Below are 12430 nucleotides of genomic sequence, written 5' to 3'. Positions count from 1 at the left end.
TCTTGAGATATGCTCCTTTTTTCTTGTTCTAATGAGAAGGCGGACAAAGTCTTGTTAAAATAACTTCGTAAATCAACTGGGCGGCAAGCTTTACTGTCCTTCCGTTTTCATCAAGGGATGGATTAATCTCCGAAATATCAAAGCTCTTAACGCAGGGGTTCCCGGCAAGGGCCTTAAGCATGGCCCGGACGTGCTTCGGATGCAGGCCGAAGGGAGAAGGGGCACTGACGCCAGGGGCGTGGGCGGCCTCAATGGCATCGCAGCATAAGGTCAGCATGCAGGAGGAACGTGTACGAATGAAGGCTTCCATCTTTTTAATCGAACTGGCTAAGGAATCCTGGTGGATTTCTTCTTCATATATAAATTCGCATCCATAAGCTTCAGCCGTATCGAATAAGTACTTTGTATTGGCGTTCTTTTGGATGCCGGTACAGAAGTAAGCCGCGTTCGAGTTATCGTCCAGGATCTGCCTGAACATGGTTCCGGACGAAGTCTGACTGTCCTGGTAGGGGCGGAGATCAAAATGAGCATCGATATTCAGAATAGAGAGGCTGCATGAAGGATCCAGCTGTTTATGGCCAAGATAATGCCCGAAGGCGGTCTCGTGCCCGCCGCCCAGTATGATGGGAAAAATACCGCATTGCAGAAGCCTGGCGACGGCCTCTCCCAATTCCTTCTGCGCTTCCTCCATAGAGGTTTCTTCACAAATGATGCTGCCGAAATCATAAAGGGTGGCCTGCTGCGGAAGTGGAAGGGAAGCCAGGTTTTCCCTCAAAAGGTCAGGGGCTTCACGGCTGCCGGTCCTTCCCTGGTTCCTTCTGACTCCTTCGTCACATTTGAAACCCAGGAACCCGATGCTTCCTGTAGGAATATCTTTTGGATTCTCCTGCAGGTCTAAGTTCCGGATGCCCTGGTGCAGCCGGAACATTGCCTTATCAAACGTACTGTCTATCCTGCCTTCCCACACATCCTCTGCTGCTTTTTGGTACATGAACCTACCCCCAATATGGTATTTTTATAATTATCAGTAAACTACATTATAAAGCGATGGTGTCCGTTCGCGCCAGTAGAACATCCGGGAAATATTCTTGGGAAATGGGGACAATCCCCAAAGCGTTTCTCCCATGTCACAGAGAATTTTTTGTGTAAAAAGCGGGGGAACGGGAGTATGATTATTATAGGTAGTTAATAGTTGAGATTCGAGATATTAGGATGGCTAATTATAAAAATCATCATGGGTGGGGGCATGTTAATATGCGAACGATGTTTAAGTTTTTGAAGCCATATCGCGCCTCTGCGGCGGTGGCCTTATTTTTTATGCTGGTGGAGCTGGCTGTCGAGCTATGGCAGCCGCTGATCATTTCGAAAATTATTGATCATGGAATTGTGGAAAAGGATCCCCCGGTCATTCTGAAGTGGGGAGCGGTAATGATTGGTATTTCTCTTTTTGCCTTTCTCGGCGGGATCGTCAATTCGTTTTACGCCGCCCATGTCAGTCAAAGCTTTGCTTATGATGTAAGAAAAAAGCTTTACTCAAAAATCCAGTCCTTTTCTTTTGCGAATTTTAATAAGTTCCCAGCATCATCCCTGATTACCAGGATGACGAATGATGTAACTCAGCTGCAGAATACAGTGTTTATGGGACTAAGAATTATGATGCGGGCGCCTCTCTTGATTGTCGGCGCCACGGCCATGGCATTTACTGTGAACTATAAGCTTGCTTTTGTCCTTGCAGCGGTCATTCCATTTTTGATCCTTTTCCTGGCCTGGATCATGCAAAAGGGCGGTGCGTTATTCCGCACTGTGCAGGAAAGGCTGGACAATGTGAATAGTGTGATGAGGGAGAATCTGATCGGAATCAGGCTAATCAAAGCCTATTTGAGAAAGGATTATGAGGGAAGCCGTTTCGGTGAGGCAAACGATTCATTAAAATCCAGGACCGTATATGTGTTGAGGATGATGGAAACAGTCAATCCTTCCCTGCTTTTTGTCATGAATATCAGCCTGATGGTGATTTTATGGCTTGGCAGTGAGCTTTTGCCTGTCCATGGTGCCAGGGTAGGTGAGGTCGTGGCTATCGTCAATTATACAGCAAGGGTTACTGCTGCCTTTTCCCCTTTATCCTTTATTATCGCAGCTTTCTCAAGGGCAAGGGCATCTTCCAGAAGGATTTCCGATGTCCTGGAAACTGAGAACGAAATGAAGGATGCGGGACCTGAGGGCGATAAAAGGATTTCGGGTGAAGTAGAGTTCCATGAGGTATCCTTTCAATATCCCGGCTCAGAAGCCTTGATCTTAAAGGATGTATCCTTCTTTTACCCGGCAGGGAGCACCGTCTGTATCATGGGGGCGACAGGATCAGGGAAATCCTCCCTGTTCCAGCTGATTCCCCGCTTGTATGATGCAACAGGCGGCAGCATTCTTATAGATGGCCAGGATCTGCGCACCTATAAAATCAAAACCCTGCGAAAACAAATAGGATATGTCCCTCAGGAAGCATTGCTGTTTACCGGCACCATAAAAGAAAATATTGCCTGGGGCAAGGAGGATGCTTCCATGGAGGAAATCGTGAAGGCAGCTAAGGCTGCCCAGATTCATGAGACCATCCTTAAGCTGCCCAAACAATATGATACGATGCTTGGCCAAAAGGGCGTCAACCTGTCAGGCGGTCAGAAACAGCGGCTCTCCATTGCCCGGGCATTGGTAAGAAGGCCCCGGATCCTTATGCTGGATGACAGCACAAGCGCCCTCGATTTGAAAACGGAGGCAGCTCTGCTTCATGCGATCAAAGAGTATCAATGTACGATTTTTATAATCACTCAAAAAATAAGCACCGCTTTAGAAGCGGATACTATATTGCTGTTGGAAGAGGGAAGGCTGCTTGAAAGAGGCAGCCACACTGAACTGCTTAAAGAATCCCAGCTGTACCAGCAGATCTTTCAATCTCAGTTTGGAAAGGAGGAGCTGCAGCATGCCCAAAGATCTTTCTAAACCCTTTCGGTATAAACGGATTTTGGAGAAAGAGGAACTGACCCAGACGAAGGCTCCTTCAAGGAAAAAGCCGCGGGCGCAGAATCAGTCTCAAACCCTTAAAAGGCTGTGGAGATATCTTGCGGAAAACTCCAGGCAGTTATATTTAGTCATTGCCATGGTGATTATCAGCTCAGTCTTATCGCTGCTTGGCCCATTTTTGACAGGGAAAGCTATTGACTGGTATATCGTGACGAGAAAAAATGAGGGCATCCTGCTTCTGCTGGGAGGCTTGGCCTTTATTTATGTGCTGACCTCTCTATCTCTCTTTCTGCAGAACTACTGGATGATCGGCATCGCACAAGGGACAGTCTCGAAGATGAGGACTCAGCTCTTTGCTCATCTGCATAACCTCCCTATTCCTTTTTTTGATAAGAGGCAGCATGGAGAGCTGATGAGCCGGGTGACGAATGACATTGAAAACGTCAGCTCCACCCTTAACAGCTCGGTGATCCAGGTGATTTCCAGCCTCTTGACCTTGATTGGGACTGTGGCTGTCATGCTTTGGCTGAGCCCGCTGCTCACCATTTTGACACTTATCATCGTCCCCTTGATGTTTACCGGAATGAAGTGGATCACAAACCGGACAGGCCGTTTGTATAAGCTGCAGCAGATAAATCTGGGACAGCTGAATGGATTTATTGAAGAAACCATTTCTGGCCAGCGGATTATCAAAACCTTCTCGCAGGAGGAAAATGTGATCGGGCAGTTCCTCGAAAAAAGCGGACAGCTAAAAGAGGCCGGCTTCTGGGCTGCCTCCTACTCCGGATTCATTCCCAAGCTAATGAACGGATTAAACAATCTAAGCTTTACAGTCATAGCTGCAATCGGAGGCTTTCTTGCCTACAAAGGACACATCTCCATAGGAACAATCGTCATTTTTGCCGAATATTCCAGGCAGTTTACCCGGCCGTTGAATGACCTCGCAAACCAGTTCAATACCGTCCTTTCGGCTATTGCAGGTGCAGAGCGTGTTTTTGATATCCTCGATGAAAAAGAGGAAGCGCATAACGAAGGTTTGACCCTTCCCCTGGACTCTGTAATTGGTGAAGTGGAGTTTAAAAATGTTTCCTTTTCTTATGAGAAAGAAGGAAACACGGTCTCTAATTTAAGCTTTAAAGCAGAACCAGGCCAAATGACTGCCTTCGTCGGGGCAACCGGTGCAGGCAAAACCACCATCATTAACCTATTATCAAGGTTTTATGATCCAGACAGCGGTTCAATCCTTCTGGACGGCATTGATATAAGCAGGGTGAAAAGAGAGGATCTGAGAAAGAATATGGGTTTTGTTCTCCAGGACTCTTTCTTATTTCAGGGTTCCATCAGGGAAAACATCCGCTATGGCAGGCTTGAGGCGACCGACGAAGAAGTCGAAAGAGCGGCAGTTCTCGCGAATGCACATTCCTTCATCACCAGGATGCAGGAGGGGTATGATACGATGCTTCAGCAGGATGGAAGCGGAATAAGCCAGGGGCAGAAACAACTTCTATCAATTGCCAGAGCAATTTTAGCGGATCCCGAAATTTTGATCCTGGACGAGGCTACAAGCAGCATCGATACCATTACCGAAATGAAAATCCAGGAAGCCCTTCAAAGGCTGATGAAAGGCAGAACCAGCTTTGTGATTGCGCATCGATTAAATACGATTCAGAAAGCTGATCAGATTATAGTACTCAATGAAGGACAAATCATGGAAAGCGGATCACATAATGAATTGCTGGCCCTCGGAGGCTATTATTCCGGACTATTTAATAGTCAGCTGAAGAATCCCTGATTACAACTTCCAATAAAAAAATCAGTACTTTCGGACAGATTCCGACAAATATTATGGTAAAATATCCATATGAAAATGCCATGATAAGGAGCAGACAAGTGAAGCGCTATCTAAAAATACCTGCTGTTCTTTGCGGACTGCTGCTATTTGCGGGAGGATGTTCTTCGAGTGGAAATCAGCCGGAAAAAAATATAATCGCTGCTGATGAAGCCAAAGCAAAGGCAAAGGATGAAGTAAAGAACATTAAAGATAAGATACAAACAAAAGTGGATCAAATCAAAAAGGAGGAGCAGGAAAAGGTGCCTGATACCCAGATGCTTGATGTGCCGATCTTAAATCAGATGGATGCACCAAGGCTTTATAATGGCTGTGAAGTGACGAGCCTTGCAATGCTGATGAATTACCGGGGAATTCATGTATCAAAGAACGACCTTGCAAAGGCCATTAAGAGAGTCCCTCTGACCTACACATCAGGGAAAAAGGGTAATCCTAACAGCGGCTTCGTGGGCAATATGGAGGATGGACCCGGCCTCGGGGTTTACCATGGCCCCATTGCAGAGCTTGCAAAGCAATATGCGGGCGGAAGAGTCATGGACTTGACAGGCAAGCCATTCGACCAGATTATTGAACAGGTCGGAAAAGGGTCGCCGGTTTGGATCATTACGACTGCGATTTTTGCGCCAGTCAATGATTTTGTTGCCTGGGATACTCCGCTTGGCCCAATTAAAGTAACGTATAAAGAGCACAGTGTCGTGATCACAGGGTACGATCAGGACCATATTTATATAAATGACCCGTATGGGCATAAGAACAGTAAGCTGCCTAAGGAAAGCTTTATCAAGGCTTGGGAGCAGATGGGCAGTCAGGCTGTCACCATGACGGAATGAGCAAATAAGGCTGGTTGGAACGAAAGGGGTGAACACCCCTTCTTTTCAATCAGCCTTTTTTAATAGATGCAGAGTGGAAACAGTCCCTTATAGGCTCCAAGGATATAGGGGATGTTATTTTAAATAAAAGTCTCTTTCTAAAGGATTGCTGTTTTTTTAAAAATTCGACAACCACCTTCTTCCAAAGCCGAAAATTTTGTGAAAACAGCCAAATAAAAAGACAAACTCAGCCAGCCAAATGAGATAAAAACAGGAACAAGTGTTCTTGTTTTTAGTAGGATTTCTGTAATAAAATTAAAATAGTAAATGAAATTATGAAAATTGTCCTAGTAAAAAAAGAAAGGAGACTTATAGATGGAGCAGATATATAAGCTGGTGATAGCAGAGCTGAAAAATTATACGGTACTTAAAATACAGCTTGCCAATCTGGAAGAACGGCAGAGGGCTGGCTTTGCAAATCTTTTTCCGAATTCGAGAGAAATGAACGAGGAATCCCGACTGAAGGTGCAGCAGATGGAAAGGGCGATTGAGCAGTCCCTGGACCCTTTGGAAAGGGAAGTAATCGAAAAAAAGTTCCTGAGCAATCATGATCCCACAGATCTGGAGGTTTATATGGAGCTTGGGATAAAGAAGGCCAAATATTATGAAAAAAAGAGAGAGGCTTTAGCCCGGATTGCCACGGCTCTTGGAATGATCTAGGATCATCTTTTATTCAGACAAAAAGCAGGATAAATCGAACACTAAATGGGAGCCGGCTGAACCTTCAAAAAGCATTATAATAGATTCAAGAACATATGTTCTGTCTTTGTGAAGGGGGAATTGCTGTGCATCCGTTATTCATAGTTAACTGGGAAGGCATTCATTCTGGATTATTGCATACAGCCCTTTATCTCGCCGGCGGGCTGGACCGTTTTGTTCTTGCTTTATTTATTCTGACCTGCTGTGAAGGTGTCACAAAAAATGCGGCCATGCTTTTTACAGGGACGTTCTCATGGGAAAAATCCTTCCGGACAGCGGCCGCAAAGCCGCTCCTTTTTATCCTGCTGACAGCGGCCAATCAGCTCGACATCGTGATGGGAAACACAGGACAATATACAAGGTCGGCTGTCCTTTTTTTTCTGATTGGAAATGAAGGGGCAGGTATTCTGGAAAATTTGGACAAACTGGGGCTGAAAGGGCCAAGTTTTATTTTTCACCTGCTTGCAGATCTAGGGGGCAGGCGGAGGGGTGGAGATGATTCCGAATAGCAGAGAACCTGCGCTGCATTAGATTATTCAGCTTTCTCATTATGGCAAACATGGAACTTTTCGACAATGGGGACAATCAGGGTTATTCTGCTCCTCATCGGGTAATGATACTCTATAGCCAAATTTTCTTAGGAGGTATAAATGATGAATAAGAGAGTTGTTGGTGTTTACGATGATGGAAATTCTGCAATTGCAGCAGTAGAAGATTTACAGGAACAGGGATATGCACGAGATGAGATATCTGTTATTGCCAAAGATCCTGAAGAGGCCAGGGAGATAACCGATGAAACCGGCACGAAAGCGGGAGAAGGAGCGGCAGCCGGGGCAACGACGGGCGGTGTGCTTGGCGGCCTGACCGGTTTCCTTGCGGGTGTTGGAGCTCTTGCCATTCCTGGAATTGGCCCAATCCTCGCAGCAGGTCCTATTGCGGCAACCATTGCGGGCGCTGCTACAGGAGCTGGAGCTGGCGGTATAGCAGGAGCTTTGATTGGCATGGGAATCCCGGATGAAGAGGCGGAAAGATATGAAAGCGACCTTAAATCCGGAAAGATATTAGTATTAGTCGATGCGGATAGCCGCAGAGGAATGACTGCGGGTACGATGGAACGTGACAGATCGGGCGTGCTCAATCCTGGCAGCGCAGACTTGGGATCAAGAGATCTGGACAGGGCCGGTACAACAGATGGAACAGTATTGGGGTCAGGTGATCCAGACCGGGTCCATACCATGGAAACAGACAGAACGACCCTGGATTCAGGCATGGAGGGGCTGAGCTCTGAAGGGACGGGCCTAGGGGAACGCCGGAATAATTCCGTACTTTCAGGAAATACCGCTCAGACTGAGGGGCGTATTCAGAAAGGGCGGACAACCATTTCTTCAGATGATGACGGGTTTATGGACCGTACAAACCGTCTGGATGATGAAACTGAGAAGGACACGGCAAATCTGCTTGAGGAGACGAAGGATCCGCTCCTTGCAGAAAAGCCTATGGTAGACGCCACTCAAAATCATGAGGGTACCGTGAATCCTTTTGACCGGAACAGCATTGTCACGGATACAAACGCGACCCATGAAGGCCGGCCGGTAAGAAGAGATCATAACCCTGATGATCCTATTGCTTAATAGAATACGCGTTTGGGACTGTTCCTCATGGGAACAGTCTTTCTTTGTTAAAAGTGCATAATCATAAAGCAGCGCGATTTAACACATACTAGGTAAAAAGTAAGGCGGTCCGAAATAGTGAAGGAAACTATAGTCAGTATTATGGTCGCTGCTTCCTTGGCGGTTCTGGTTCTTATAGAGAACGCTGTAGCTGGAGTGAGCCTGCAGGAACTTATTCAATTTATACTTGATTACTCTATAAACTTAGGAAAAGAGGACTTGGTCTCGGTTCTTGGACTTAGTACCGCTTGGCTGATTTATGCGATATTCAGTAAAAAAACAAAGAAGCAGAACTGAAGGTCAGCAATCCTGCTGCCTCAATCTGCTTCTTTTTATTTTTATGAGAGCGACCGCTAAGAGAAGAAGGGGAATTCCAATTTGAAATGGAATGTGCAGGTAAAGCGGCACAATGTTAAAGCCTATTTTCATATGAAAATTAAAATTCGGCGCAATAAAAACGGAAAAAATAATAATGATAAATCCAAATGGAAAGATCAATTTTTCCGGTTTTTTAAGTTTGAATAGATCAGATGCTCCGGATAACGCACAATAGTAGAAAATATATACTTTCACAAAACCGAGTATCACCAGAACGGCAATGACGAATGAATCCATTCGCTGGATAAAATTAGCGATATTGATAAGCCCCACTTCCGATATTATTGGAAAGGTAGAGCGGAATCTTACATCAGGTCCAATGATAGCGATATTGATCAGACTACGGAAAGTTAAATACAACCCACTTAGAATAATGGCCATGAAACCGATGTTTCTAATTGAACTTTGGCCATTGACAAATCGAAAAAACATGGTCACTACAATTAGCTCTCCAAAAGGAACTGTTAATGATGCGGGGAAGACAGATTTAAAGATAGGGATCCAGCCTTTTTCGAGTACAGGCAGAAGATTTACAGGAATAATCAGATTGTCCGCAATCTCCAATGCGAATATGACTGTAATTGTTGCGGTATGAACCAGAAATAAAATCAGGCTGACCCTTGAAAATACCTCAAACCCTTTAAACATAACATACATGATAGTGGCTATCATATATAGTCCTATTGTTAGCAGCGAAGTATTATGATATTGGGATATGACAAGCATTTCGTCGAAATCGCGAAGCACGCGTGTGGCTAAATATATAAAATAGACGATGTAAGCAAATCCTACCGCTGAACCAATATATTTTCCCAATATTTTTTTGGAGTAGCTGGTGATAGGAAGATCTGGATATAAATTATGAAGCATAGTATAAACTGTATATATGAGACATCCTCCCAGGGTTCCAATTAGTGCTGGGATCCAGGCATCCTGTTTGACATCCTTTCCCATGCCAAATAAAACAGCACTTCCTAATTCAAAAAGGAATAGTAAAGTAAAGAATTGAAATCTGCCAATTTTTATTTCATTCATAATTTCACCAGTGCTTTCATGAATTTCATTTCTACCGTTTGTAGGGATAAGGTTCAATCCTCATATTTGTTCCATGCAATATAACTGTTACATTAATTTTTATCTTTGCCTTTGCAAATGTTTTTCCCCAATTATCTTCGTAATTTTTCCATACTCTGAAATTTCCCCTGTGCAATAGCTCGCCAAATCCATAAACATCACTTTTCTGTTTTTGTGCTTCCTTTATTCCCTCACTTATATGATTTTTTAAGTTAAAGGCGGCTTCCTTTTCAAATTTATTAATTATATTATTCTGCATAAGGTTTGCATTACAGAGCATTTCGTCAATAACCCCGAATGCCCGGACTTTAATGGTAATTTGGGGAACTCCATTTTTGACCTTAATATTGGGAGTGCTATGGGCATCCGTAATACGGACTGAGGTATATCTATTTCCGCTGCAGAGAATGGCTTCATTTGTCTGGCGTATCTTATTCGTTAACAAAAATATCGATTTAGCATTTGATCCGTCCATCCAGGCAACCAGTTTTCCCTTCCTGATGATTCCGGTACCATTCAGTTTAGTTTCTTTCTGCCCGGCCTTAGAAGGATCATTTGAATTAATTACGGATATTCCATCAATGGCGGGTTCGATTCCCTTACTGGCAAGCTGATTTATGATTTGGTAGATCATTGTTTCCCCATTCTCACCCTGCGTTTGAGAAGCATTTCTTATTTTTCCAATGATAGATTGGACAGGATTTTCATTTCCGGGAACGACAGATAATACCTCTTTTGCAGAATTTTTTCTTGCGATGAGGACAGGAATGTTGGTTCGGATTTTTGCGTCTCTTTCAAAAACATCAAAAATAAAATTCAAGCTTAATCTTCTGGATAGTTTTTCCCCCAAAACCACCAAACTTACCTGTGAATAATCTGCTATCCTCGAGAATTTTTTTGACGCCATTCGCGCTGCCTCACTGATGGTTCTTCCTTGAGAAGTGTAGAGGACGCTCCCTATGGACCCGCTGCCAGAAAATGAACTTGGAGCAAAGGCCTGAAAGGTTACTTCATACCTTTTTTTTTCTTTAACATAATCAATTCCCATACCCGAAATAAAGGTAATATCTCTTAACTCACGGTAATTGGAGCATCCGGCTGCCAGCAGAATGACTGCAGATGCCACTATGGCAATGAACGCTTTATTTTTCATTTTGCTTTCTCCCTGCCCGCTTTTTTTGCTCAGGATTTGCCGGAGATGGCCTGCTGAAATGATAAGGAATAGGCAGCCGCACAAAAACATCCTTTTGCTCATTAAGCCTGAATGGAGCGATTGGCTCGAAATATGGGATGCCAAACGAGCGGATGCTGCATAGGTGGGCAAGAATCATGAACGTTCCCAGCATGATCCCGTACAATCCAATGAATGATCCTAAAAGCAGGATAAAAAATCGTAATAACCTTGCCGCAATGGCAACATTAAAAAATGGCATAGTGAAATTTGCAATCGCTGTCAAAGATACAACGATTACAGTCGAGGCCGAAACAAAGCCAGCTTCTACCGCTGCCTGCCCTAAGATTAATGCCCCTACAATGGATACGGTCTGGCCGACAGCCCTGGGCATCCTTATACCCGCTTCCCGCAGCACCTCAAATACAATCTCCATAACCAATCCTTCAATGATTATAGGAAAGGGGACACCTTCCCTCTGCCCGGCAAGTGATACCAGCAGAGTGGTAGGAATAAGCCCATGGTGGTGCGTCATAATAGCAACATACAGCCCCGGGGCATAGAGGGCGATGAAAAATGCAATAAAGCGGAGGATTCTGATAAATGTCCCCATATATTGATTTTGATAATAATCCTCAGCTGATTGGAAAAATTGGATAAAGGCAGCGGGACCAATAAGTACATAGGGGGTGCCATATACAAAGATGGCAAACCTGCCTTCTAAGAGGTTGGACACTACCACATCCGGCCGTTCTGTACTTAAGATGGTTGGGAAAAGGGAAAATCGGCTGTCCTGGATAAATTCTTCAACATAGCTGGATTCAAGTATCCCATCAACCTTAATCTTTTCCAGCCTTCTCCTTACTTCACTCAGAATTGATTCATCCGCAATACCCTTTATGTACATAAGCTCAATATCAGTGTGGGTTACTTCACCTTTATTTACCATTTCAAGCTTTAAATCTTTATTCGTAATTCTCGCCCTGATTAAGGAGGTGTTTGTTCTCAGATCCTCTGTAAAGCTATCCTTGGGTCCCCGGATAACGGTTTGGGATGTAGGCTCCGTAATGCTTCTTACCTTCAGCATCCTGGTCGCAGCCATATATATTTCCTGTGAATGGTTTACCAGGATGGCGGCATTGCCTTGGAGGAGAGAATGGACTACTTTGTTCACTTCTGTATAGCAGCTCAGCTTATTTACTGATATAAGCTTCGATAAAGTATTAGAGGAATTTGGGTTTTCCAGTTGCTTTCTTAATTGTTCGAAGGTAAGCTTCGTCAGCGGCTCGATAACACTCGAATTGATTTCCATTTTGTCTGACATTCCATCCATCCGGATAACCGCAATCGTGTAGTTTTGCTCTTTATCTATCTCGATCTTCCTAACATTGATATCTGGCGGGTTACCTAAAGTATCCTTGATTAATTGGATGTTTGTTTCAAGATTAAAAGTGAAGGTCTGGACGTCATCCTGTTTATCCTTGCTGTTTGAAGCAGAGTCCGTTTGGGAACCTTGCTTCCCTTTTCTGCTTTTAAAAAACTGTGCCAGGCTGCCCGCCTCCCTTAAAAAATTTGTTAATAGTTCTAGTTTTTTTTCAGAACACACATTTTATGTATGAAAAGTGGGAAATAAAACGTAGGAGAGGCTGTATCGTGCAGAAGGTTTGAAAATTGCATGAAGAGGATGCAGGAAACTCTTCAGAGGCAG

General features: G+C 44.2%; 11 protein-coding genes. 7 read left to right on the top strand and 4 right to left on the bottom strand.

Features of this window, described 5'->3' with window-relative positions; translation table 11 throughout:
* Nucleotides 1-28: 28 nt before the first annotated feature.
* Nucleotides 29-991, bottom strand: coding sequence for a formimidoylglutamase (hutG, locus tag H539_RS0120505; RefSeq protein WP_026695073.1), 963 nt, complete (start codon nt 989-991; stop codon nt 29-31).
* A gap of 263 nt (nt 992-1254) precedes the next feature.
* On the opposite strand from hutG, the gene H539_RS0120500 reads away from it, so the two are divergent.
* The 7 genes from H539_RS0120500 (at nt 1255) to H539_RS0120470 (ending at nt 8396) form a co-directional block, all read left to right on the top strand.
* Nucleotides 1255-2991: an ABC transporter ATP-binding protein gene (locus tag H539_RS0120500; RefSeq protein ID WP_026695072.1), complete on the top strand. Its 1737-nt coding sequence runs from the start codon at nt 1255-1257 to the stop codon at nt 2989-2991.
* Nucleotides 2972-4804: an ABC transporter ATP-binding protein gene (locus H539_RS0120495; RefSeq protein ID WP_026695071.1), complete on the top strand. Its 1833-nt coding sequence runs from the start codon at nt 2972-2974 to the stop codon at nt 4802-4804. Before H539_RS0120500 ends, H539_RS0120495 begins: the two co-directional genes overlap by 20 nt.
* A 98-nt stretch (nt 4805-4902) precedes the next feature.
* Entirely contained in the window at nt 4903-5691 is a 789-nt protein-coding gene (locus tag H539_RS29210; protein ID WP_051348710.1) for a C39 family peptidase, read from the top strand.
* Nucleotides 5692-6045: 354 nt separating this feature from the next.
* On the top strand, nt 6046-6390 hold the full coding sequence (locus tag H539_RS29205) for an ArpU family phage packaging/lysis transcriptional regulator (RefSeq protein WP_051348709.1): 345 nt from the start codon (nt 6046-6048) through the stop codon (nt 6388-6390).
* Nucleotides 6391-6515: 125 nt separating this feature from the next.
* Nucleotides 6516-6938 (top strand): phage holin family protein, encoded by a 423-nt coding sequence (locus tag H539_RS30280; RefSeq protein WP_051348708.1) that lies wholly within the window; start codon nt 6516-6518, stop codon nt 6936-6938.
* A 141-nt stretch (nt 6939-7079) separates the two neighbouring features.
* A complete protein-coding gene (locus H539_RS33295; protein ID WP_342664028.1) occupies nt 7080-8060 on the top strand; it encodes a general stress protein in 981 nt (326 codons plus the stop codon).
* A 117-nt stretch (nt 8061-8177) separates the two neighbouring features.
* Entirely contained in the window at nt 8178-8396 is a 219-nt protein-coding gene (locus H539_RS0120470; protein WP_026695070.1) for a hypothetical protein, read from the top strand.
* A gap of 3 nt (nt 8397-8399) precedes the next feature.
* On the opposite strand, the gene H539_RS0120465 is transcribed toward H539_RS0120470, so the two are convergent.
* Genes H539_RS0120465 through H539_RS29190 form a run of 3 tightly spaced genes read right to left on the bottom strand, consistent with a single transcriptional unit; the run spans nt 8400 to nt 12328 of the window.
* Complete coding sequence (locus H539_RS0120465; protein WP_026695069.1) at nt 8400-9512, bottom strand: GerAB/ArcD/ProY family transporter; 1113 nt, start codon at nt 9510-9512, stop codon at nt 8400-8402.
* Between the two features lie 31 nt (nt 9513-9543).
* Nucleotides 9544-10704, bottom strand: a complete 1161-nt coding sequence (locus tag H539_RS0120460; protein WP_026695068.1) for a Ger(x)C family spore germination protein — start codon at nt 10702-10704, stop codon at nt 9544-9546.
* The gene (locus H539_RS29190) at nt 10694-12328 is read right to left on the bottom strand and encodes a spore germination protein (RefSeq protein ID WP_245602231.1); all 1635 of its coding nucleotides are present in this window, start codon (nt 12326-12328) and stop codon (nt 10694-10696) included. The genes H539_RS0120460 and H539_RS29190 overlap by 11 nt, the downstream gene beginning before the upstream one ends.
* Nucleotides 12329-12430: the final 102 nt, after the last annotated feature.

Source organism: Peribacillus kribbensis DSM 17871, from assembly GCF_000430765.1.
GTDB classification, from domain to species: domain Bacteria; phylum Bacillota; class Bacilli; order Bacillales; family DSM-1321; genus Paraperibacillus; species Paraperibacillus kribbensis.
This window is presented reverse-complemented; position numbering and strand designations above follow the sequence as displayed.